This window comes from Nonomuraea sp. NPDC049504 (assembly GCF_040676845.1).
GTDB lineage: Bacteria > Actinomycetota > Actinomycetes > Streptosporangiales > Streptosporangiaceae > Nonomuraea > Nonomuraea salmonea.
On sequence record NZ_JBFAPT010000024.1, the window covers coordinates 1 to 22540 of the forward strand.

Consider the following 22540-nt stretch of genomic DNA (forward strand, 5'->3'; position numbering starts at 1 on the left):
TGGCTCTACGGGCTGTTCGTCCCGCACGGCGGCGGGGCCAACTTCGTCCCGTTCAACACGGCCGACAACTGGCTGCACCTGGTGCTGGGGGTCGTGATGATCGTGCTCGGGGCGGTAGCGACGCGTGCGCGGCTCCAGCACCGCCTGGACACTCGCTAGCCGAGCGTGGTGCGCGCGGCCCGGTACGCCGATCCACAGCTACCTGATCATGTGGGGCGCGACGCGATCGACAGGGGCTTGGCTGAGTACCCCGCCGAGCTCAGCGACTCGCCGCCTTCCGGGGCCGGCGGGCGGCCAGCTCGACCCGGGCGAACAGGAGGGCCAGCGCGGCCAGCACCGCAGAGGGGGCCAGGAGCCACAGCCAGCGCTGCGCCCACCAGCCGGCGGTCGGCTGCGTGAGCAGGGTGCCGCCCAGCCCTTCATAGGCCCAGAGCACCCCCAGGTACGCGGTCATGTGCCAGAGGAAGATGGTCAACGCGACCACATTGAGGGCCACCACCGGCTTCCAGACGGCCGGCCGGCGTAGCAGGCGCTCGGCGGCCGGCGTGATGAGGACGAGCAGCCCGAGCTGGAAGACGGCCAGGGCGGCGATGGTGGCGTTGGTCGGGAAGATGTTGGATTCGGCCTCGCCGGCGGTGGACACCATCGAGAGGGGATAGCCCGCTCCCACGGTGAGTCCGGCCAGCGCGGCCAGACCTGCCGCGGCGATCGCGAGCCGCTGCGGCAACGGCCGGTGCCCGAGCTGCCAGGTGCGCCAGGCGTAGCCGAGCTGGTGGCAGAACACCCACACCAGGGCGGCGGTCGCCCAGCCCGCCCAGTCCAGGCCGGCGCCGCGGTGCGCCACGCTGCCGAAGGCGATCAGCAGTACGAGCGCTGCCAGGACCCGGGCTCCGTAGCGGGCGTGCAGGCTCGTGGTGATCGGCACCGCGGCGATCAGCAGGCCGTACACGCCCAGGAACCACAGCGGCGTCAGGTAGCCGGGAAACCACTCCCACATCCATCGGTGCGGGCCGGGCAGGGCAGCCGCGATCAGCTCACCGGCCAGCCAGAGCAGGGCCCAGGCGGCCGTCGGCCAGAGCAGCCGGCGCAGCCGGTCCAGGACGAACTGGCCGGCGGTGGTCCCGCGCGCCCGGGCCCGCTGCCAGCCGACCAGGTTGGCGTACCCGCCGACCAGGAAGAACACCGGCATGATCTGCAGCAACCACGTGGCCAGCCAGCCGCCGGGCACGGTGTGGATCGGATTGGGCATGGACAGGCTGCCGTCGGCGGTGCGGTGGGTGACCGACAACGTCCAGTGCCAGAGGGTGACGACCACGATGCACAGCGCCCGGGCGGCGTCGACCACGCGGTCGCGGGACGCGGGCGTGGCCGAGACCAGCCGGTCGAGCGCCGATGGTGCGCCGCTCAGCGGTACAGCTCCTCGATGTCGGCCGCGAAGTCCTTGTGGACCAAGGCACGCTTGACCTTCAGGGTCGGGGTCAGATATCCGTTCTGCTCGGTCAGGTCCACCGGAAGGATCCGGATCCTGCGGATCGACTCGGCCCGGCTCACCGTCGTGTTGGCCTCGTCCACGGCCGTCTGCAGCCTGGCCAGCAGATCCGGGTCGTCGCGGAGGTCGGCCGGGCCGGCCTGCTCGGGCTTGCCGGTGGCCCGCTTCCACGACGCCAGCGCCGCGGCGTCCAGAGCGATCAGCGCGGCCGTGTACGGCCGCCGGTCGCCGACGACCACCGCCTGGCTGATGAGCGGATGGGTGCGCAGGCGGTCCTCCAGCGGCTCCGGTGCGAGGTTCTTGCCGCCGGCGGTGACGATGATCTCCTTCTTGCGGCCGGAGATCGTCAGGAACCCGTCCTCGTCCACGGCGCCGACGTCGCCGGTGCGCAGGAAACCGTCGGTGGTCAGGCTCTGGCTGGTCGTCTGCTCGTTGCGCCAGTAGCCCTGGAACACCATCGGGCCCTTGATCAGGATTTCGCCGTCGTCGGCGATCCGGAGGTCGACCCCGGGCAGGGGCGGCCCCACCGTGCCGATCTTCAGTGCGTGGGGCAGATTCACGGTGGCGGCGGCACTGGTCTCGGTCAGTCCGTAGCCTTCCAGCACGGTGAGGCCGATCCCTCGGAAGAAGTGGCCCAGCCGGGTTCCCAGCGGCGCTCCGCCGGAGATGGCGTACCCGACCCGGCCGCCGAGCGCGGCCCGCAGCCGCCGGTACACCAGCCGGTCGGCCAGGCGATGTGCCAGGCGCAGGCGCCGGCCCGGCCGCCCATCGTCCAGCGCCTGGCTGTAGGCCACGGCGGTCCGCTCGGCCCAGGCGAAGATCCTCTCCTTGCCCTGAGCCCGGGCCTGCTGCTGAGCGGCGTTGAAGACCCGCTCGAAAACCCTGGGCACCGCCAGCAGGAACGTCGGTTGCAGGGCGGCCAGGTCCTCGGTCAGCGTGGCCCGGTCGGCGTTGTGCGCCAGGCACACACCCCGCTCCACGCAGGCCACCTGGATCACCCTGGCGAAGACGTGCGCCAGCGGGAGGAACAGCAGGGTCGAGGCGTGCCGGCCGAAGATGCCCTCCAGGCTGTCGATCGCGGCGCGGGCCTCGTACAGCAGGTTGCCGTGACTCAGCATGCAGCCCTTCGGGCGGCCGGTGGTGCCCGAGGTGTAGATGATCGTCGCCAGGTCGTCGGCCGACACCATCCGGCGCCGCTCGCGCAGCTGAGCGTCGCTCACGCCGTGCCCGCCCTCGCGGAGCCGGTCCAGCCCGCCGCCGTCGATCTGCCACACCCGCGGCGGTCCGGACGAGAGGCCCGCGGCCGCCTCATCGACCAGGCGGCGCTGCGCCTCGTCCCCGGCCACCACGGCGACCGGGCCGGCGTCCTCCAGCACCCAGCGGACCTGCTCGGCCGAGGAGGTCTCGTAGATCGGGACCGGCAGCGCCGCCACCGCCCACAGGGCGTAGTCCACCACCGTCCACTCGTAGCTGGTGGCGGCCAGCAGCGCGACGCGGTCTCCTGGCTGGATCCCGGCGGCGAGGAAGCCGGCCGCCAGGCCGCGGACGTCGGCCGCGAACCGCCTGGCCGTCACCGGACTCCAGCCTCCGGCCGACCGGCGCTGGAACAGGACCATGTCACCGTTCACCCGGTCGTCGCTGAACACCATGTCGGCGAGCTGGGTGTCGGGGGCGATGGTCACCGGGGCCGGGGCCTCTTGGACACGCATCGTCCATCTCCCTGTGACGAAAAGGCCGAATGAGGCGGAATGCGGCGCCGGGCGCCGCGTGAATGGCGGCGATAAGCAGCCGAATGTGTTGTTTCCCCAGGTCAGCGGGCACAAACACGGAGATTCGTACGACGGTGCGACCGGGTTCATGCCGAACGTGCCCGGCACGGGCTCATCGCCGGGGCGGGCCGAGCTGCCCGGACAAGGATCCCTCCTCAACTGGGAAACACCCGACAAGTGGTCACAAAACGTCCACGGCCGGGGGCTGCCTGATGGCAGAGCCCTTGGAGAACAACGCAAGAGCAATCAGATAAAGGTGATGAGGTCCCCACGGGTCCTGGAGGTGGGGGAGTGGGCCGGGCAGGGCTGAGAGGCGCTCGCGAACGCCGCTGAACAGGGACGATGGGCGCCTCGGTTAAAATGGGGCAACCCCCTCCGCTGGTGCCCGTGCAGGGCGCCCAGCCCAAGGAGGTGAGCGCGCCATGGTGTTCGACCAGACAGATCTGCGCGAACTGGCCGCGTTCGGTGACGAGGTCGGTGTGCTGTCGCTCTACACCACGATGGAGCCCGGCACACAGGCCGGGCGGACCCGGCTGCGCAACGAGATCGCCGCGTTGCGCCAGGAACTGGCCGCAGGCCCCGACCAGGAACGGGCCAGGCTCGTGGGCCTCCGTCTGGACTTGCTGGAGCCGCGGATCGACGAACTGCTCGACCCGGCCGGTCCCGGTCTGGGACGTGCCCTGTTCGCGCAGGTGGCCGGTGACGAGGTGCGCACCGCGTGGCTTCAGCTCCCGGTGGGTGGCCTCGCCACAGTCAGGGAGCACGCCTACCTGCTGCCGCTCGTCGCCGCCGTACAGGCCGACAGGCCCGCAGGGATCGCCAGGGTGGGGCGTGACGGCGTGCGCCTGTTCGACAGCCGGTACGGCCTGGCCGACGAGCTGGAACCGGTGATGTTCCAGCTGGCGACCGCGGGCGGGTCCGCGCAGGGATCGGCGACGCTGCCGGGCCTCTCCCGGCGCGGCATCCACCCCGACCGCTTCGACCAGCGCATCGAGGAGCACCTGGCCAAGTACCTGCGCGAGGCGGCCCAGCACGTGGCGGGCCAGGCCCGGCGGCTGGGTTGGGAGACGCTGCTGCTGGTGGGCGACCCCCGCGACACCGCGGTTCTGGGCGAGGCGCTGCCGGCAGGCCCGGAGATCGTCCACATGGACGCCGTGCTCGACCCCGCCCTGTCGCCGTCGGAGGTGCTGGAGTTCGTCCGCCCCGCTCGCGAGGAGGCGCGGGCCAGGCATGACGCCGCCCTGGCCGTGCGCGCCCGGGACCTGGCCCTGTCGGGCGGCAACGGCGCGGTCGGCCTCGACGACATCCTCTCCCTGCTGCGGCAGGGCCGCGTCGAGCACCTGCTGCTCGACGAGGCGGGCCCGCGCAACACCGAGCCCGTGGGCGTCACCCCCGAGGAGCTGGAGGAGGAGATGATCGAACTCACCTTCGAGCACGGAGGCGAGGTCACCGTGCTGGAGACCGGAGCGGCGGAGGAGCTCGCCGAGGCGGGCGGAGTGGCCGCGATGCTGCGCTGGTGAGACCCACCCAGGTCGACGCCGGTTCTGCGGTGCTCCGCCGCGCTCAGGGGCCGGCGTCCGACCGGACAGACCGGTCCCGCGTCACGCGCAGAACGGCGGCGCCGCACAGGTACGCGAGCACCCCGCCCCACGGGAGACCCGTGGGGCCGTGGTAGCCGGGGCCGGCCACGGCGACGATCAGCAGCCCGGCCAGCACGGCGGCCGACCCGAGCACGGTCGCGCCGTCACGCCACGGACCGCGCTCGACGGAATGCGTCAGCGGCCGGCGCAGCTCGATGCGCGCGAACAGCGCGACCAGCACGATGAGGACGAGGGCGCAAGCCGCCAGCCACGGCACCCGCCACAGCAGCCACGCCGTCGAGTGCAGCGGGGGCTGCGGCAGGATCCCGGTCGGGACCAGCACGACGGCCGCGATCACCGCCGCCGCCATGTGCCACAGGAACACGGTGAGAATGACCGCGTTGGTCGCGATGACCGCACTCCACGGGCCGATCCGGCGAAGCCACCGGTTGGCCGCCGGCCGCAGGGCCAGGACCAGTCCGATCTGCGTGGTGGCCAGCGCCAGCAGCGCCAGGCTCGGCGGCGCCGTGTTGTAGCCGACCATGCCGACCGGGTAGGGGCCCACCACGGTCAGCCCGATCAGGGCGGCCAGGCCGCCGGCCGCGACCGCGAGCGCTTGCCTGCGGCTCAGCCGCAGGAGCCCGTCCCGCCAGCAGAATCCGAACTGGTAGATCGCCATCCACGCGAACAGGTAGGTGCTCAGACCGACGACCGGCACGTGCAGGCCCCGCCCCAGCAGGTCGGCGACGGCGACGATGACCACCATCGCCACCGGGGCGGCAAGCCCCGCTCGGCGGTGCAGCGCGTACAACCACGGCGTGAGTACCACCAGGACGAGGTACGCCAGCAGGAACCACAGCGGGATGGAGGCGAGCCACGCCGCGTGGCCGAGTAGGTCGGTGTTCACCCCGGCCGCCACGATGACCAGCGAGGTCAGCGGCAGCACCAGGAACAGCGCGGTCGTCGGCCGGAGCAGCCGGTCGGTCCGCCTCAGCACCCAGCCGATGCCGTCGCCTCCGGAGGCGCGGTGGGAGGCCATCGAGGCGCCGCCGGCGTAGCCACCGACCAGGAAGAAGATCGGCATCACCTGGAACAGCCAGGTCACCGGGTCCATCCAGCTCAGGACGTCGAGCGCGTTGTACCCGGACAGCCGGCCGTTCCGGTAGGTCACGGCGACGACGAACCAGTGCCCGAACACCACCAGGCAGATGGCCAGTGCGCGCCACATGTCGGCGCTGCGCTCGCGGTTGCCGGGCGTACGCGCCGCCAGGTCGCGCACCATCGCCGCCAACCCGCGCATGACGTCAGCCCTCGCTCACCGTGGATCGTCCCGTGCCCCGTTCGCCCTCAGGTCGGAGGCCATGGTGACGCTGTCCCCAACCCGCAGCGATGTGAAACGGTGACGCCTGCCCGCCCCACCATGTGGGCCTGGCCGGCCAGGTGCCGGGCAGTCTGCCGGGCAGTCTGCAGGGCCTTCTCGGCGGCGCCGGCGATAGCCGACGCGGAACGCCCCGCGGACCGGGCGGCCGGCGGTGCCAGGCGGTCAGCGGTCGGGGCCACGTGCCGTATGGCCACGAGTGTCACCAGAGGGCGTTGGAAACGTACAGGCTCAGATCAAGCATCCACGATCCGCCTCAAGACAGGCGATCTCTGGGATCGTGGTCGGGCCGGAATTCGGCGGTCAGGTGGGCCATGAGCCGCCCAGGAGCGTCTTCTTGAAGGAGGTGGCCCGCGCCCTCGATCCAGTGCAACTCGGCGTGCGGGATGCGCTCGTGCAGCCATTCGCCGTACTCCGGGGGAAGGATGCGATCCTCGCGGCCCCAGATGAGACGGATCGGCAGCGACAACTCGCCCAGCAGGTGCTCGTACGCGAAGGTGTCGTTCTGCCTGATCTGGCGGTACTGGCGGTAGAAAGCGGCCTGACCTGCCGTTCCCCGCCACGGTGCGAGGTATGCGTCGAGCACTCCCGGCCGGAGGCCGACGTGTGTGGCGTGGCGCAGGTGGCTGGCGACCAGTGCTTCGTGCGCATAGTCCGGAAGCTGCTGGAAGACCTCCGTGTGTTCCAGGATGAGCCGGAAGAGCCCTCGCTCCCACTCGCCTCCGCTCACCGCGTCGAAGAGGATCAGATCCCGGTAGCTTCTCCCCTCCAACAGCAGCGTTCGCAGCGCCACGGCCCCGCCGATGTCGTGGGCGACGACGCTTGGGGAGGAGAGTTCCCAGTGGTCGAGGAGCCGGGCGAAGTTCCTCGCGTGAGCCGCCAGGCTGAGGTCCTGGCCCTCGTGCTTGTCCGACTGGCCGAAGCCGAGATGGTCGAAGACGAAGACTGTGCGGGTACGGGCGAGCGCTGGAGCGATGTCCCGCCAGAGGAAGGAGGAGTACGGGGTGCCGTGCAGCAGCACGACCGGGTCCCCGCTGCCCATGCGGCTCCACCGGACATTTCCGTCAGGCGTCTCGAACACCTCGCTCAGTGTCCAGTTCACCTTCACCCCCCGTACCTGTCACCACCCTCTTGACGCTAGCAGGGCTGATGCGTTCTCAGCGGACGACAGGGCGGCCGGATGCCCCTGATCGTCATCCCTAGGACCTGACCGGCGCGCGGTGGGAGCTGATCGAGGGAGAAGCCGCCGGCGTCACCGAGACGCTCCTGATCGAGCTACGCATCTGGACCCGCAGACTGGCGGTAACACACCATATCCACACGATCACATAACGACATCACGGGTAGAGGCTCACGTAGGCACTCTCAGGGGCTCGAGGGCGGCCAGGACGAGGTCGAGGCCGAAGGTGAACTCCTCCGCCGGGTCGTAGCCGGCAGCGGCGAGCACCGCCGCGGACTCGTTGAGGTAGGGGAACTCGTCAGGAGGAAGCTGGGGAAGATAAACGTCCTCGGCCATGTCCGCGAACTCATCGGCGGTGTCGAACGGCAGGCTGGCTTCCTGCAGCGCGAAACCGTAGACATAGCTGTCGAGCAACCAGTTGGCGTGCGTCGCCATCATGACCGTGAAGCCGGCCTTTCGCAGGCAGGCGGTGACCGCTTCGCGGTGGCGGAGGTTCGCGGGCCCCGGCGATGTCCGCGACTCCATCAGGCCGATCGCCCACGGGTGGCGTGCGAGAACCTGCCGGGCGGATGCCGCCCGACGTCGCATCGCTGACTGCCAGTCGGTCTCTTCGGGCGGGAGCTCGATCTCCTCGAACACGACGTCGATCATCGCGTCCAGCAACTCCTCCTTGTTCGCTACGTAGTAGTAGAGCGACATCGCGCCCGCGCCGAGCGCGCCGGCCAGCCGGCGCATGCTCAGCCCTCCGACCCCCTCGCGGTCGGCGAGCCGGACCGCCTCGGCCACCACCCGTTGCTTGCTCAGCGCCGTGTGTGACGTCACCTGGCGTCTTTCCCTCGCAGACACGGGTCTCCTCTCGCTCGCTCGAGCCGCTTGACGATCGTTGAGCGCACATTCTTGGTACAGCGTACTAGTCGTAGTACATCGTACGACGTACGATGTACGAACCAGCGGCGGTCGCAGCTCGGACGTGAGGAGGCTGCTGCGGGAATCGAACAGCGATCGAGTGCCGGAGTACGCCTGGCGCCGGGGGCGAGTCCACTGGGGCGACGACGATGCGGCCCGCCGACCAGCGCCGCTACGGTCTGCCCTCAGCGCTCGATTCATCCGAAGTCCGGGCTACCGCTGCCCGGTCGAGGCGATGTGCTCGTCCAGGTGGGCGCGGCCTCGGTACATCCCTGCCGCGACTCCGGCGGAGGGACCGCTCCTTTGGAAAGAAGAACCGATGACCAGCCGAACGAAAACCCCGAACCTGCTCGACAACCCGCCGGTCCCCGTGCAGGCCAAGCTCGCCGCCGCATGGACCAGCTTCATGTTCCTCTACATCTACGTCGACTACTTCGCCCTCTACAAGCCCGGCGTCATCGACGGCCTCCGCGCCGGCGTCGTCTTCGAGTTCGACATCAGCCCGACGTTGTTAACCATGATGCTCGCGTCCGTGGCGATCCCGGCTCTGATGGTGATGGTCTCCATGACGCTGCCCGCCCGGGCGAACCGCGCCACGAACCTCGTCGTCGCATCGATCTGCATCCCCTACTCGGTGTTCAACGCGGCAGGGGAGTCCTGGAACTGGGCCTCCTTCTACGGCCTCTCCATCGGAATCGAGGTGCTGCTCCTGGCCTTCATCCTGCGCTCCGCCTGGACCTGGCCCCGAACCCCCGCCGCCCCAGCCGCTCCCGCCACGACCGGCCTTCGACAGTAGGTATCCGGGTGGTCGAGCTCGCGGAGCCGCTCCAGCTACAGCGACACAGACAGTCCCCGGTGCCCGCACGCCTTCACCATCCGCCCGGCATGGCACCCCCACCGTGCGTCCTTCCCGTTGCGAGATCGCAACGGGAAGGACGCACGCACGCGCGTGCCGACGCCACAGAACCAGTCGCCCCGACCCGCCCGCCGGGTCGGGCGGTCGCCGCGTAGCTTGGGGGCATGGAGGTCGGGGAGCTGGTGGGTGCGGGACGCAGCGCCGACGTGTACGCGTTCGGCGACGGACGGGTGCTGCGCCGTTACCGGGTGGACGCCGACGCCAGGCGTGAGCTGGAGATCATGGCGCACGTGGCGGCGCACGGGTTCCCGGTGCCGGAGGTCTTCCCCGGCGAGAGCACCGCCACCGACCTGGTGATGGCCCGGTTGTCCGGCCCGACGATGCTGCACGCCCTGCTGGCCGGGCAGATCGGGGCCGAGGAGACGGGGCGGGCTCTCGCCGCGCTGCTGCGTCGGCTCCACCGGATCCCGGCCCGGCTGTCCCGCGAGCCCAGTGACCGGATTCTGCACCTGGACCTGCATCCCGACAACGTGATGCTGACGCCGGACGGGCCCGTGGTGATCGACTGGTGCAACGCCCGCGAAGGGCGGCCCGCGCTGGACTGCGCCCTGTCGGCACTGATCATCGCGCAGGCGGCGGTGGACGGTGAGAGCGAGCTGGCGCAGGCGGCGCGGGCCTTGCTCGCCGTCCTGGCTAGGGAGCTGGACGAAGACCTGGACGCGGGCGGCCCGCTCGACGACGCCAAGGCCCGGCGCGCCGCCGACCGAGGGCTCACCGCGCACGAGGTGAGCCTGCTGGACGAGGCGGTGGCGCTGATCAGGCGGCTGGCCGGGCCGAGCTGAGACCGCTGGCGCCGTTGTGGTGTCTGCTCTCTGGCCGAGCCGCACGGCAGGGGCTCAGGACACGCCGCCCCGAGGAGGTGGCGCGTAGCAGTCCTTCCCTGCGACCAGAACGCTCTCGAAACCTGCCTGATCAGGATCCGTCGGGTGGCTCACTCCGGCAACCGCCAGTCCAGCGGCTCGGCCCCTGGCTCCTGGCTCCTGGCCGGTCACAGGCCCAGGAAATGTGCGTCGAGGCAAAATTTAGCAAGAGATCACCCTGTATCGCGTTATCTGGGATGTCTCGCTATACCTGCCCTGTTGTCCTGATTGATGGCCGAAGAGAAGAGGCCGGAAGAAACGGTGCAACAACGGGGGGACATCATGCGGAGCAGGCAATATCTCGGGCTACTCGGGGTGAGAGCCCCGTCGGTCCCGTATCCGGAGCCGCGCACGCCCAGTGGGAGCGGAACGGACAGCAGCCGTAGTTCGCGTCGCCGGAGGCGTCGCCGCTGACGTCGGTCACGACCTGGGCGGCGAGCACGGCGCCGAAACGCTGAACCAGATCCCTCACTTCGATGGCGGGGGTGCAGGGATCTGGCATCGAACGTCTTCACCCGGCCGTGTGCGTGAGGATGGCGGCGGCCAGCTCATCGTGCACCTCGGGCAGCAGGGTGTGGCCCATACCCTGCACGATCATCAGGCGCGCGTCGGGGATCTGGTCGGCGATGAGCGCGCCGTGGCCCGGCTTGGCCGGCTCGTGGCTGCCTTCGATGACCAGCGTGGGCGCCTTGACCTGGTGGAGCACGCCCACCGGCTCGAAGTCGGGTTCGGCGGCGGCGGCCAGCCGGTGGTTGGCCACGGCGGACAGGTCGCGGGCCCGGTCGTAGATGCGTTCTTGCAGGCGGCGGGCGGCGTCCTCGTCGAAGGGCAGGGCGGTGCCGTGCAGGACACGCTGTTCGGCGATCATGAGGTCGATCTGCGCGCGCCGGTCGGTGGGCGGTGGGGTGGTGATCAGCGTGCGGAAGAACGCCACGAAGTCGGGCGTGGGTTCCGGCAGGCTGCCTTCGGGCTGGGGCTCGCCCATGAGCGCCCGCATGATGACCGCGCCTTCGCCGCCGCCGAGCGGGGAGGAGCCGATGACGGTCAGCGAGCGCACCCGTTCGGGGGCCTCGACCGCGATGTACTGGCCGAGCAGGCCGCCTGCGGAGTGGCAGACCAGGTGGGCGCTGTCGAGGCCGTGGGCGTCCATGACGCGGTAGACGTCGTTCTTGATGTCGGTCCAGGTGTAGGGGGTCTTCTCGAAGTCGACGGTGTCGGACCTGCCGGTGTCGCGGTGGTCGTAGCGGATGACCCGGCGGCCCCCGGCGGTCAGCAAGCCGACGAACTCCTCCGGCCACAGCACGCCCTGCGACATCGAGCCCATGATCAGCAGGATCGGCTCGTCGGTGGCGGCGCCGAACTCTTCACTCCAGATGTTCACGTTCTGCATGACTCACAGCTTGCCGTCGCCGGTTACGGGTGCCTTCCGTAGGACTACTGGCCTCATCCGTACGGGCCCCGGCGCTCGAACTACCACCTGGGCGAGCTAATCCGCGTAGTAAATCTCCAGGTGGTAGTGCGACGAGGTGTGCGACCAGTGCGGGCCGTTGATCGCGCGGCACTGCCACGTCCCGCCCCACAGCTTGCCTGCGGATCTGCAGGATGCGGAGCCTGCCGACGTCAGCGGGTAGGACGCGACATACTCCCAGTGCCCCGCTGATTTGACCGTGGCGCCGACCGTACCCGGGACGAGGGCGGCGGCGATCACACCAGTCAGCGCGACGGCACCCAGACGCTTCGTAAGCATTCTCATGGTGCTCCTCGAAGAGAGGGGTTTCCCGCATTGTCGCGGATAAGAAGCGACCGGGGAACGCCGACCCGATGCCGGTGGTCCGCCGACTGCCAGGTCGTCGCTCCACGCGGCCGAGGCGCTGAAGGTGCGGCTCGACGATGGACAGCTGGGGAACCGCCCCCAATGCCGCAAGCTTCTGGGGCAAGTCCGTCACCATGGGGATAGATATCGGGAAGGACCTCTTCGTCCGATGAAATGCCAGGTCGATCCCAACCCCAGCAGCGGGACCCGGACTCATACCCTACGCGAGTGGGACGATGGCGTGGAGAAGTCGATAAGCGTGCGCTTCCTCTCACCATCCACTGCAAGTAGCCCTGAGACCCCAGCCGGGCACCGGGATTACTGCCAAGTGGGTTTCTGGTTCAATTCGCCCTACGCGATCAAAGAGGGTAACCCGGCGAGTGCTGGACCGGTCCGCCTTTCGTCTGTGCAACCGATCCGATGCGATAGCGCCACATATATAAGACTGCACCAGCAGGGTGGTTGTGTCTTCACGTGGGTCATTCCTCACTTCGGGATCAACTTTCATCAGCATTTCGCTGGCGATGAAGAGAGTATGGAAGAAGCGGCCGCGCTGGGAGTGAACATTCTCTGGAGACGTATGCAGGCGATTGCCTTGTCATCTCGCCCGCGAATGTTCGGCGAAAAGCGAATCGATGCCCTCCTGCATGTGCGTATGGCGCTTGGCGCTGAGTGGGATGACACGGCGAGAAGAATGGTCGAAGCGTTGCCTGATCGCTCCACAGGATGAATGTGTAAAGTCTCGGCGTCGCGCGGATCGCTTCGGGTGAGGTACGACCGGAGCATGCGGTATGCGTCCGTGGGGCAGCAGCGACGGCTCTCGACCACAACCCTCCGCTTGAGCCGTCATGAAGGGCTCATCCGGTCGCCGGTGCGCTGGAGGTGTTCCATGGTGCGGACGAGGGCGAGGCTGGCCGCCGTCAGCGTACGGACCTGCTCTTCCAGGGCCGTCACCCGCTTCTTGAGCGCCAGTAGCTCCGTGTCCACGGGTACTTCCATGATCATGCGCCTGCCAGTCATGACGGCTCGCCTCCCCTGACAGTGATGCCCCCATGGTGGCGCGGCTCGTCTCCTGCGGACACCGGCGAACGGCCCCGCCGCCAGGGGCCAACGGCCCTGCTCGCGGTCGTCGCCCCGGCGGACGCTCAGGGGTGAAAGGAGGTGGCACGATGAGACTGACCTGGAAGGACGCCCTCACCACCGTGGTAGCGGGGGTGAACGTCGCCATCTACGTCGCCGCCACCCAAGGCGCGGACCTGCCGGTGGTCGGCGATGTCCGCGGTGCCGCCGGGGCCATTGTGCTGCTGGGGCTCGTGGGCGGTTGCGCGCTGTGTCCTGACACCGGGTCAGTACGGCGACAGCCCGCAGTTCCGGCGAGTGCTCGCCACCATCCGCATACCCCGGGTCGCGATCAGGGCTGGGATCTGCGCTGGTAGTGGCAGCGTCGGGCTGTGGTCTGGTGACGGCGGCGCCAATCTGACCAGTGCAGAACGTCCATGATCGAGCGGTGCCGGGTCAGCAAGAGTGCGGCCAGCAGCCGGGGCGGCCTCGGGCGCGACGGTGCGCAGGAAAAGGCTTCCTCTTCCTCCAGGTGGAGCTCGGCAGGCGGCACCCCGCTGTGGACGAGGACGGCGGCGACCTGCTGGATGAGCAGATCGGGGGCGTGCATACAGGGAATTGGCCAGGGCCAGGCGCTGCAGTGCGCCCCTCGTCCGTCCGTCGGTGGTGATGAGGTTGGCCTCTTGGGGCGCGATCAGCCCAACGCTGCCGTTCGGCATGCCTCGCAGGGATGGTGAAAGCTTTCCGGCACATCGGGCAATCAGGGGTGACCGCCTTGTCGAATTGGACGGAGAGCAGCGCGTGACCCAATCACGAATGCCAACGGGGCCGCTTGCATGAACGTTCCCACCCATCTGGGACTGGACCTGGATCAGATCTTCGATGCGCACTTCGCCGAGATCCATCGCTACATCGCTCAGCGGCTTTCCAGAGACGACGCCGATGACCTGGCGGGCGAGGTCTTTCTCATCGCTGCCGGAGGGGGATATGAATCCTCGCGCGGTGAGGTCAGACCTTGGCTGTACGGCATCGCCACGAAGCTCATCTCGAGACACCGCCGTAGCGAGATCCGCAGATGGAGAGCGCTGAGCCGGACATCCGAACGCGAGGCACAAAGCCACGAGGACACGACGCTCACGCGTGTCACGGCTGGAAGGCTCACTGGCAGGCTCGCGGGGGCGCTTGCCGGTCTGAACAGCGGCGACCGGGACGTGGTGCTGCTGGTGGCGCTGGGCGAATTGACCCACCGGGAAGTCGCAGCCGCCCTGAAAATCCCCTATGGCACCGTCGCGTCCCGGCTCAACCGGGCACGCAAGCAGCTTCGCAAGGCACTAGGCGACGTCAACCCGCTAAAGGAGGCGCACGATGGATGAGATCACGCTGCTCGCCCAGGCGATCCCGGATGAACCGCCGCCTTCAGCCGAGACCGTGGCCAGGGCCCGTGCGCGGCTGATCGCCCGCAAGGCTGCGGTACGTCAGCCCCGCCCGCGCCGACAATGGGGCTGGGGCTGGACGGCGACCGCCGCCGTCGTCACCGCGGCGGTCGTCATGACAGTGGCCATGCTGGTGTCGAACCTGATCGGCATTCCCGAACCCGCGCCGCTGGCCCCGCCCGCGACCCCGCCGGCCTTCGAAGAGCCACCACGCTCCTATAAGGGGCTGAACCGTCTATCGGCAACGACGGTGCCGCGGTCGGCGACAAAAGAGCGCCTCCGCTTCCGTCCCACGAGCGAAAACATCAAGATCGTGATCTTCTGCCAGAAGCCGGGCTCGATTTTCTTCACCAATGAGGGAACGAGCAGCGCCGGCGGCATATGTGGCCCGGACGGCGGGCTCAGCATGCTCGCGGACAAGGCGCACGAGCCGGGTTGGCTCGGCCGCGATCACCAAATCACTATCTGGGTCTTCCCCCCAGATGCCCCCGTCGCGCGCGGACGCGGTTCGTGCCCACGCAAGGATGCATGCAAGGGGAGGTACGACCTTTCCGACCCGAAGACAGCCGACCGGCTGGCCGCCAAACTCGGCAAGCGTCCCGGGGCTTGGTCGATCGCGGCGTACGACGCCCCGGCCGCGCCCACGGTTTCATCCGTGGATTAAGGGCTGTTTCTCAGAACCTTCCGGCCCAGGCGCCGAAACCGGCCTTGCTGATGTTCATGTCCCCAATGTTCACGACCGGCACTTTGTCGCCCCGATGATCGGGCACCCAGTGGTCGGCGCTGCCTAGGACTCCATTGACACTTAGCGATCTTGGGCTTTGAGGTGGCATGAAGACGGCCACCACGTGATCACTCGGAGTTTGTGAAGACATCTGAAGATCGCGTGATGGCCGTGGCCGACAGCGTAGACCCTGAAGGCTGGATGGTCACCTTCAACGACTTGATGAGCCGGATCGCCGTCCACTTCGGACGAGTCGAACCCCGGCGCACGGCCACCGCATACGTGCGCGGCCTGCTGGCCGACATCGACCGCAAGAACTGCTGGAACCTGGCCGAGCACGCCGGACTGACCGGCCCGCAGGCCATGCAGCGCCTGCTGCGCAGCGCCCGCTGGGACGCCGACGCCGTCCGCGATGACGTACGCGCCTACGTCATCGACCAACTCGGCCACGACGGCGTGCTCATCGTGGATGAGACCGGCTTCCTGAAGAAGGGCGCCGGCTCGGCCGAGGTGCAGCGGCAGTACACCGGCACCGCGGGACGGATCGAAAACAGTCAGGTCGGCGTGTTCCTGGCCTACGCCACCCCGCGGGGCCGCGCGCTGCTTGACCGGCGGCTCTACCTGTCCGAACACCCCTGGCTGGCCGACCCCGACCGCTGCCGGTCGGCCGGAGTGCCCGACGAGGCCACCTTCGCCACCAAGCCCACCCTGGCCGCCGCAATGATCGCCGCCGCGTTGGAGGCCGGATTGTCGACCCGCTGGGTGAGCGGTGACGAAGTTTACGGCCAAGATCCTCATCTGCGCCTTCTGCTGGAACAGCGCCAGGTCGGCTACGTACTGGCCATCGCCGGCAACCGGAGCGCGTCAACCTGGACGGGATCGATCACAGCCCGGCCCAGATCGCCGCCGGCGTGGCCGATCGGCACTGGCACCGCTACCGCGCCGGCCAAGGCGCCAAAGGTCCGCGCTGGTACGCCTGGGCCTGGGCGCGCATCGACGAAGCCACCGCCGAGGGGTACCGGTGGCTGCTGATCCGCCGCAACCTGAGCACCGGCGAGCTGGCTTTCTACCGCTGCTACGCGCCCACGCCCATGCCCCTCATGGCTCTGGTGAAGATCGCCGGTATCCGCTGGGCCGTGGAGGAGTCCTTCCAAGCGTCCAAGGGCCAGGTCGGGCTGGACCATTACCAGGTGCGCACCTGGACTGCCTGGCACCGGCACATCACCCTGGCCATGCTCGCCCTTGCCTTCCTCGCTGACCTCGCAGCGCTCCAACCTCCCTGCGGCGATGAGCACATCCCCCTGACCATGCCCGAGATCCGCCGGCTGCTGGCCGCCCTCATCCTCACCCGGCACCGCCCCGTCCACCATGTCCTGCACTGGTCACAGTGGCGCCGCCGCCATCAAGCCACCGCCCGACGCTGCCACTACCAGCGCAGATCCCAGCCCTGATCGGGACTGTAAGAACAACGGCTCTGTCCCGTAATCGGTGGTGGCGTTGGACGCTTTGGGCCGGCGACCTCGAGAACGCGGTGGCGGGGCTGACACAACTCCTCGATCATTGCCGGTCGACTGGGGTGATCGGGCTGCTGCCCCGGGTTTGTCTGCACCTCGGCCGAGGTCACCTCCTTCTTGGCGGCACCGCGATGCGCGGGCCGCCTCCGAAGAAGGGCTCAAGATCGCTGAGGATACCGATCGGCCACACTTCGCGGCACATCTGTCGGGGCTGCTGGCGTGCGTGGCGGCGATCGAAGGGGACGAGGCCGGCTGCCGGGAGGCGATCGGTGATGTGCTCGTCGGCGAGCCGACCGAGCGCGGTATTGAGTCCCGATACGCGATGGACCTGCTCGATCTGGGATTCGGCCGATACGAGGCCGTGGTGCGTCGGATGGCGGAGACACTGCACGATCCCGCCATGTATCTGACGAATACGCTGGTCAACCAGGTCGAAGCGGCGGTGCATGCCGGTCGGCGGGACCTGGCGAAGAATGCCGCCGCCCGCTTCGGTGCCTGGGCCGAGGTCGCCGGCCGCCCCTGTGCCGAGGCCATGGAGTTGCGCTGCCGGGCTCTTCTGGCCGATGGTGCCGAGGCCGGACGTTTGTACGCGCGAGCCGTACAACTACATCGCGAGGACCGGGCGCAGCCGTTCGAGCGGGCGCGCACCGAGTTGCTTTATGAGACGTGGCTGCGACGGGACCGGCGCCGCAACGACGCGCGTGAGCCACTGCACTCGGCCCTGGAAATCTTCGAACGGCTCCGGGCCAAACCATGGGCCGAGCGGGCGGGAGCAGAGCTGCGGGCCGCGGGCGAGGCGCGCCAGGCCCAAGCTGCCGCTCCGGATCTCCTCGACCGCCTCACCCCGCAGGAGCTCAACGTCGTGCGGCTGGCCGCGAAGGGGCTGTCCAACCGGGACATCGGCGCCCGGTTGTTCGTCAGCCCGCGGACCGTCGGCTATCACCTCTACAACGCGTATCCCAAGCTCGGCGTGGCCTCCCGGACCGAAATCCGGCGGCAGCTCGAACTGCCGCGTCGTGAGCTTGAAGTACTTCGCGCTGTCGGCGGGCTGGAACGTGTCGCTCGACACCGAAAAGCGGGGGATCCTCACCCGCACCACACCACCGCCGACGGCCACCTGTGTGTTCGGATCCTGCGCGGTATGCTCGCCGCCCGTTGGGACCGGCAGGCTGACCGTCCTCCACAGAGCGGGGTCCAGGTCCGGCCCGTTGAACTCGTCATAGGTCACGAAATCATCGCGGTCCGCCTGTGTCACTGCTTCCACCTCCGAGCGGATCGGGCAGCGCACCTCGCCATGATCAGCCTCCTTTTCGTTGCCGGGATCGGCATTGCTTTGTTCGATGGACGCTATGAGCCTTCGGCTCAATCCGGCATCTGCCGCGTGACTGGGTGCTCTCGGAAAGGCGACGACTGTGCGGGGCTGGTTCCGGAGAAGATGAGGCCCGGCACAGGAAGGGGCATCGGTCATTTCGCGGTGGCCCATCCGGTGGTCGTAATACCACAGCAGCGCCGGCCGCTTCCGAATGCCGGGCAGCAGCTCCACGCTCACCTCACGCTGGATGATCTCGTAACGGTCGGCCGAGCGGGAACTGCGCCGGCGCATCGTCACCGGCGCCTTGCTGCCCGGCGGGACCGACGTGGAGATGCTCGCACCCGCCGAGCCGGCACAGGACGGCGTGCTGACCGGTATGTCCGGGGCGGCCGGGCAGGCGACCGGCGGGGCACGGGTGATCCGCGAACCGGCCGGCGGTGAATCCTTGACCGGTCAATGGCGTAGGCATCCCTAGGAATCGGGCATCGCGCATCGGGGGGTGGCGATGCCGACGATGGAACAGGTGCTGCGGCTGGTGTCGCAGGGACACGACTGCACGGAGAGCGCCGCGGCGCTCGGCATTCCCGCCGGACAGGCGTACCTCTTCGTGACCGGCGTGGCCGCGGACGGCTGGGACGGCTCGGACGGCGGGGACGGTGGGGACGGCGGGGACACCGTCACCCGGGCTGAGCGCCAACGTCTAGACATGTTGCCCTCGCGCGACTTTGCCTGCGCCGTCGAAGCGCGGCGTGCGCGGCTCGCCTGCGAGAAGAACCCAGTAGGACGGTGAGCCTCGTCGAGCCGGTCGAGGACCCGCGATGGATCTGAAGCCCGTCATCGAGATGGCCGGACAGGCGGTCGATCTGGCCGGTGTCGCCGTCATCGTGGTGGGGGCGCTGGTGGCGACCTGCCGGTTCGGCTACCGGCTGCTGCTGCGGCATCCCGCTCATGACGCCTACCAGAGGTATCGCGAGGGGCTTGGGCGGGCCATCTTGCTGGGGCTTGAGTTCCTCGTCGCGGCGGACATCATCCGGACGGTCGCGATCTCCCCGACGTTCGCGAGTGTCGGTGTCCTCGCGGTGATCGTCTTGGTGCGGACGTTTCTCAGCTTCTCGCTGGAGGTGGAGCTGGAGGGTCGGTGGCCGTGGCAGCAGGGGCCTCCAGCCGCGCGGAGGAGGCAGGCATGAGGTGGGGATCCTGGCGCCGTGCTCACCGGCCGGGCAGCTCACGGGCGGAGTTGTGGACGTGGCCGGTCACCGGGGCCATTCCGGGACGACGAGCAGGGCGAGGAGATCGGACGCCAGGTGGGCCACATCGTCGCCGAGATCCCGTCGTCCACCCCTGGCCACGACGTCGAGCCGATCCACGACGTGGCGGAACGCGTTCGGCTGGTCCTGGCCGGACGGGTGTCAGGCGGGAAACGGTGGTCGACGTGGGCCTCACCAGGGGATGTATCGGATCTGATACGTTGAGCGCTGTCTCTGTCCTTGGCAAATAGTGCCGTACAGAAAGGCGGAATGTGCGCGCCGACAATCAGATCTCTGACCAGAAACTGATGAAGGCCGACTTCAACGACATCTACCACCAGCCAGATCCCCGCCCCTACTACGATCGCCTCGGCAGCCTCGACTATGCCGTCCCCCACCATGGACAACGCGTCTTCCGCAAGGTACTCGACGCCCTCGACGTCGACACCCCGACCGTGGTGGACCTGTGCTGCTCCTACGGAGTGAATGCGGCTCTGCTGAAATGCGATCTCACACTCGACCACCTCTACGACCACTACCGCGACGAGGACATGGCCTGCCTGGCGAGCGAGGAACTCGCCGATGCGGACCGCGCCTTCTACGAGGACCGGCGCCGGCGCACTCCTCCCCGGGTGGTCGGCATCGACACCTCCGCACCGGCCGTCGAGTACGGCCTCCAGGTCGGCCTGCTGGACGAAGGTTTGATCGAGAACATGGAGTGCGACGACCCGTCACCCGAACTGGCCGCGGCTGTGAGCGAGGCCGACCTGATCACGGTCACCGGCGGCATCGGCTACATCACTGACCGGTCGATCGACCGGCTGCTCGACTGCACCCTGCCCGGCCAGCGCCCGTGGTTCGCCGCACTGTGCCTGCGGACCGTCGATTTCACTCCCGTGGCCGACACACTGGCCCGCCACGGGCTCGTCACCGAACAGCTGCACGACACCACCTTCCCCCAGCGAAGATTCGCCGACGACCGCGAACGCGACTTCGCCCTGGACAGCCTCGCCGCGCAAGGGCTCGACCCCGCCGGCAAGGAGGACGCCGGCGAGTACCACGTCAACGTGTTCCTTGCCAGGCCCAGCGAACACATCGCCGCCGCACCCATCGACACCGTCCTCGACGACATGACCTCCAGCTCGTCAGGCAGCCCTTTGCCCGGGTGAGCCGAACTTTCGGACCTTCCGGGGCCGGCGTACAGGGCCGGCCTCGGAAGGTCCCGCTCTCGCCTGGCAGACCTGGTGCCAGAAGTGCTGGACCGTCTGCCACAACGCCACAGCGTCACGGACGTTCGTGCGTGGCACAGAACGCCTGCCACCACCATTCCAAGCGAGCCACGCACGGCTGCCCGTTCAGGGTTGCCGGTCCTGCCGGATGAAGCACTCGGCCAGCCGCTCCGCCGGCCGAACGCGGCCGGCGAGGACAGCCCGCACACGACCTGGTTTCCTCGGCGTTTTCAGCGCTGTTCCGGAGGCGGGGGTCAGGGCGGGGTGAGGATGCCGCGGGCGATGGCGGTGGTGACGGCGGCGGTGCGGTCGGTGACGCCGAGCTTGTCGAAGATGCGCATCATGTGGCTCTTCACGGTCGCCTCGCTGATGAACAGCTCCCGGCCCGTCTCCGGGTTCGACAGGCCCCGGGCGGCGCACTCCAGCACCTGGATCTCCCGGCTGGTGAGGGAGGGAACGTCGCCGCGCATGCGGGTGGCCAGCTTGGCGGCGACCGGGGCGGCGAGCACGGTGCCGCCCGTCGCGGCCGTGCGGATGCCGGCGACCAGTTGTTCCGCCGAGGTGTCCTTCAGCAGGTAGCCGGTCGCACCCGCGGCGACGGCGCGCAGGATGTCGCCGTCGGAGTCGTAGGTGGTGAGGACGACGATCGCCTTCGCGGTCCCGGCCGCGACGATCCGCCGGGTCGCCTCGACGCCGCCCATGCCGGGCAGCCGCAGGTCCATCAGCACCACGTCGGGCTCGACGGCCGCCGCCAGCGCGACCGCCTCCTCGCCGGTGCCGCACTCGGCGACCACCGAGAGGCCCTGCTGGGCGGCCAGCACGGCGCACAGGCCCTGCCGGACGATGGGGTGGTCGTCGACGATGAGCACGCGTACGGTCACGACGGCAGCTCCACCTGCAGGAGCGTTCCCGAGGGCCGGTTGGGGCCGACGGTCAGCGTGCCGCCGATCTCGGTGACGCGCTCGCGCATGCCGCCGATGCCGTACCCGGCGCCGGGTGCGCGGTGGTCGAAGCCGTGGCCGTCGTCGCCGATGCTCAGGGTCACGTCCGTGTCCTCGTACGTCAGCATGCCCTCCACCCGGGCCGCGCCGGAGGCGTGCTTGCGCACGTTGGCCAGGGCTTCCTGGGTGACGCGTAACAGCACCACTTCCTCGTTGGGGGTGAGCCGGCGGGGTGTGCCGGTCACCGTGAAGGCGGCGTCGAGCGCCGTCTCCGCCGCGAACCGCTCGATGAGCCCGCGCAGCGCGTCCGGGAGCGAGGAGTCGCGGAGCTGGGGCGGTGGCAGCGCGGCGACCAGGGCCCTGGCCTCGGCCAGGTTGTCCATGGCGGTGCGGCGGGCCTGGTCGAGGTGGCCGCGGGCGGCCTGGTCGCGTTCGCAGGTGCCGGCCTTGGCGGCTTCGATCAGGAGCAGCACGCTGGTGAAGCCCTGCGCGAGCGTGTCGTGGATCTCCCTGGCCAGCCGCTCCCGCTCGGCCAGCACCCCGGCCTCCCTGCTGACCTCGGCCAGCTCCGTCCGCGCCGCGGCCAGCTCTTCGACGAGCCTGGCCCGCTGCCGGCTCTGCTCGATGATCCGGGTGATCCAGACACCGAGGACGAGTGCGGTCAGCAGCGCCACCGCCGCCATCAGGAGCACCGAGGCCGGCTCCTGCCCGTACGCGTCGCTGCGGACGATCATGACGGCGGCCATCGACGTCACGCTCGCGACCGTCACGGGGATGGCCCTGCGCAGCGGCAGCAGCGCCCAGATGTGCGGGTACAGCATGAACGACATCAGCGGGCCGGACGGCGCCGCCGCCCACAGCGCCGCCGACAGGGGGAGGGCGCCGCACAGGTAGACGACGCCCAGCCGGCCGTGGGTGCGGTGGAGTGCGCGGGCGCCGGTGACGGCGTACCAGCCGCACAGCAGCGCGAGGATGACCAGGGCGGCGGGCCGCTCGACGGTGGGCGGACCGGCGTCGCCGATGATGACGAGACCGGCGGTGAGCAGGGCGAACACGGCGAAGGCGAGATGCCAGCCGGGAACGGTCCGGTGCCAGTCGTCCCGTCCGGGATCGACCGGAGCTGTGAGCGTGCCGCCAGCCATCCCGCCAGTATGGACCGGCGATGCCTCCGCCCGGTATCCGACTGTCGT

At 69.4% G+C, this 22540-nt stretch carries 24 protein-coding genes and 1 pseudogene; 13 read left to right on the forward strand and 12 right to left on the reverse strand.

Translation table 11 applies throughout. The features are described from left to right. Positions 1-12 precede the first annotated feature (12 nt). Positions 13-159, forward strand: coding sequence for a DUF4383 domain-containing protein (locus AB0K28_RS36670; RefSeq protein WP_364379529.1), 147 nt, complete (start codon positions 13-15; stop codon positions 157-159). Between the two features lie 100 nt (positions 160-259). Here the strand turns inward: AB0K28_RS36670 and AB0K28_RS36675 are convergent, their stop codons facing one another. Continuing rightward, positions 260-1345 (reverse strand): acyltransferase, encoded by a 1086-nt coding sequence (locus AB0K28_RS36675; RefSeq protein ID WP_364379030.1) that lies wholly within the window; start codon positions 1343-1345, stop codon positions 260-262. A gap of 59 nt (positions 1346-1404) precedes the next feature. Next, on the reverse strand, positions 1405-3198 hold the full coding sequence (locus tag AB0K28_RS36680) for a long-chain fatty acid--CoA ligase (protein WP_364379033.1): 1794 nt from the start codon (positions 3196-3198) through the stop codon (positions 1405-1407). A gap of 482 nt (positions 3199-3680) precedes the next feature. Here AB0K28_RS36680 and AB0K28_RS36685 point away from each other — a divergent pair, with 482 nt between their 5' ends. Continuing rightward, positions 3681-4778 carry a VLRF1 family aeRF1-type release factor gene (locus AB0K28_RS36685; RefSeq protein ID WP_364379036.1) on the forward strand — a complete coding sequence of 366 codons (1098 nt, stop codon included), beginning with the start codon at positions 3681-3683 and terminating at the stop codon, positions 4776-4778. A gap of 43 nt (positions 4779-4821) precedes the next feature. Here AB0K28_RS36685 and AB0K28_RS36690 read toward each other — a convergent pair whose 3' ends face one another. From AB0K28_RS36690 to AB0K28_RS36700, 3 genes are all read right to left on the reverse strand, one after another. Next, positions 4822-6138 carry an acyltransferase gene (locus AB0K28_RS36690; protein ID WP_364379039.1) on the reverse strand — a complete coding sequence of 439 codons (1317 nt, stop codon included), beginning with the start codon at positions 6136-6138 and terminating at the stop codon, positions 4822-4824. A gap of 334 nt (positions 6139-6472) precedes the next feature. Beyond that, positions 6473-7318, reverse strand: coding sequence for an alpha/beta hydrolase (locus AB0K28_RS36695; RefSeq protein ID WP_364379042.1), 846 nt, complete (start codon positions 7316-7318; stop codon positions 6473-6475). A gap of 249 nt (positions 7319-7567) precedes the next feature. Further along, on the reverse strand, positions 7568-8218 hold the full coding sequence (locus AB0K28_RS36700; RefSeq protein WP_364379045.1) for a TetR/AcrR family transcriptional regulator: 651 nt from the start codon (positions 8216-8218) through the stop codon (positions 7568-7570). A gap of 403 nt (positions 8219-8621) precedes the next feature. On the opposite strand from AB0K28_RS36700, the gene AB0K28_RS36705 reads away from it, so the two are divergent. Both AB0K28_RS36705 and AB0K28_RS36710 read left to right on the forward strand, forming a co-directional pair. Beyond that, positions 8622-9098 carry a DUF6326 family protein gene (locus tag AB0K28_RS36705; RefSeq protein WP_364379048.1) on the forward strand — a complete coding sequence of 159 codons (477 nt, stop codon included), beginning with the start codon at positions 8622-8624 and terminating at the stop codon, positions 9096-9098. 224 nt (positions 9099-9322) lie between these two features. Continuing rightward, positions 9323-10000 carry a phosphotransferase gene (locus AB0K28_RS36710; RefSeq protein ID WP_364379051.1) on the forward strand — a complete coding sequence of 226 codons (678 nt, stop codon included), beginning with the start codon at positions 9323-9325 and terminating at the stop codon, positions 9998-10000. Between the two features lie 589 nt (positions 10001-10589). On the opposite strand, the gene AB0K28_RS36715 is transcribed toward AB0K28_RS36710, so the two are convergent. Together AB0K28_RS36715 and AB0K28_RS36720 are read right to left on the reverse strand one after the other, a co-directional pair. After that, on the reverse strand, positions 10590-11468 hold the full coding sequence (locus AB0K28_RS36715; protein WP_364379054.1) for an alpha/beta hydrolase: 879 nt from the start codon (positions 11466-11468) through the stop codon (positions 10590-10592). Positions 11469-11564: 96 nt separating this feature from the next. Further along, positions 11565-11831: a hypothetical protein gene (locus AB0K28_RS36720; protein ID WP_364379057.1), complete on the reverse strand. Its 267-nt coding sequence runs from the start codon at positions 11829-11831 to the stop codon at positions 11565-11567. Positions 11832-12219: 388 nt separating this feature from the next. On the opposite strand from AB0K28_RS36720, the gene AB0K28_RS36725 reads away from it, so the two are divergent. Then, complete coding sequence (locus tag AB0K28_RS36725) at positions 12220-12621, forward strand: hypothetical protein (protein ID WP_364379060.1); 402 nt, start codon at positions 12220-12222, stop codon at positions 12619-12621. A 116-nt stretch (positions 12622-12737) separates the two neighbouring features. Here AB0K28_RS36725 and AB0K28_RS36730 read toward each other — a convergent pair whose 3' ends face one another. After that, complete coding sequence (locus AB0K28_RS36730) at positions 12738-12878, reverse strand: hypothetical protein (RefSeq protein ID WP_364379063.1); 141 nt, start codon at positions 12876-12878, stop codon at positions 12738-12740. A 182-nt stretch (positions 12879-13060) separates the two neighbouring features. On the opposite strand from AB0K28_RS36730, the gene AB0K28_RS36735 reads away from it, so the two are divergent. Then, the gene (locus AB0K28_RS36735; RefSeq protein WP_345408069.1) at positions 13061-13327 is read left to right on the forward strand and encodes a hypothetical protein; all 267 of its coding nucleotides are present in this window, start codon (positions 13061-13063) and stop codon (positions 13325-13327) included. Here the strand turns inward: AB0K28_RS36735 and AB0K28_RS36740 are convergent. Beyond that, entirely contained in the window at positions 13303-13560 is a 258-nt protein-coding gene (locus tag AB0K28_RS36740; RefSeq protein ID WP_364379066.1) for a hypothetical protein, read from the reverse strand. The genes AB0K28_RS36735 and AB0K28_RS36740 overlap by 25 nt on opposite strands. A gap of 226 nt (positions 13561-13786) precedes the next feature. Here AB0K28_RS36740 and AB0K28_RS36745 point away from each other — a divergent pair, with 226 nt between their 5' ends. From AB0K28_RS36745 to AB0K28_RS36755, 3 genes and pseudogenes are all read left to right on the forward strand, one after another. Next, positions 13787-14323, forward strand: a complete 537-nt coding sequence (locus AB0K28_RS36745) for an RNA polymerase sigma factor (protein WP_364379069.1) — start codon at positions 13787-13789, stop codon at positions 14321-14323. Further along, positions 14316-15047: a hypothetical protein gene (locus tag AB0K28_RS36750; RefSeq protein ID WP_364379072.1), complete on the forward strand. Its 732-nt coding sequence runs from the start codon at positions 14316-14318 to the stop codon at positions 15045-15047. The genes AB0K28_RS36745 and AB0K28_RS36750 overlap by 8 nt, the downstream gene beginning before the upstream one ends. 261 nt (positions 15048-15308) lie before the next feature. Beyond that, positions 15309-16558, forward strand: a pseudogene (locus AB0K28_RS36755) (IS701 family transposase). A gap of 169 nt (positions 16559-16727) precedes the next feature. Here the strand turns inward: AB0K28_RS36755 and AB0K28_RS36760 are convergent. Continuing rightward, the gene (locus AB0K28_RS36760) at positions 16728-17225 is read right to left on the reverse strand and encodes a hypothetical protein (protein WP_364379541.1); all 498 of its coding nucleotides are present in this window, start codon (positions 17223-17225) and stop codon (positions 16728-16730) included. Between AB0K28_RS36760 and AB0K28_RS36765 the strand changes: the two genes are divergently transcribed. The 4 genes from AB0K28_RS36765 to AB0K28_RS36780 all read left to right on the forward strand — a co-directional run bounded on the left by AB0K28_RS36765 (position 17154) and on the right by AB0K28_RS36780 (position 20349). Further along, positions 17154-18374 (forward strand): helix-turn-helix transcriptional regulator, encoded by a 1221-nt coding sequence (locus AB0K28_RS36765; RefSeq protein ID WP_364379532.1) that lies wholly within the window; start codon positions 17154-17156, stop codon positions 18372-18374. The two genes, AB0K28_RS36760 and AB0K28_RS36765, sit on opposite strands and share 72 nt — an antisense overlap. A 73-nt stretch (positions 18375-18447) precedes the next feature. Next, positions 18448-18723 (forward strand): hypothetical protein, encoded by a 276-nt coding sequence (locus tag AB0K28_RS36770; protein ID WP_364379075.1) that lies wholly within the window; start codon positions 18448-18450, stop codon positions 18721-18723. 28 nt (positions 18724-18751) lie between these two features. Then, the gene (locus AB0K28_RS36775; protein WP_364379078.1) at positions 18752-19120 is read left to right on the forward strand and encodes a DUF1622 domain-containing protein; all 369 of its coding nucleotides are present in this window, start codon (positions 18752-18754) and stop codon (positions 19118-19120) included. Between the two features lie 332 nt (positions 19121-19452). Beyond that, on the forward strand, positions 19453-20349 hold the full coding sequence (locus tag AB0K28_RS36780; protein WP_364379081.1) for a class I SAM-dependent methyltransferase: 897 nt from the start codon (positions 19453-19455) through the stop codon (positions 20347-20349). A gap of 314 nt (positions 20350-20663) precedes the next feature. Here AB0K28_RS36780 and AB0K28_RS36785 read toward each other — a convergent pair whose 3' ends face one another. Then, entirely contained in the window at positions 20664-21290 is a 627-nt protein-coding gene (locus AB0K28_RS36785; protein WP_345408055.1) for a response regulator transcription factor, read from the reverse strand. Then, positions 21287-22492, reverse strand: a complete 1206-nt coding sequence (locus tag AB0K28_RS36790) for a sensor histidine kinase (protein WP_364379084.1) — start codon at positions 22490-22492, stop codon at positions 21287-21289. Before AB0K28_RS36790 ends, AB0K28_RS36785 begins: the two co-directional genes overlap by 4 nt. Between the last annotated feature and the right edge of the window lie 48 nt (positions 22493-22540).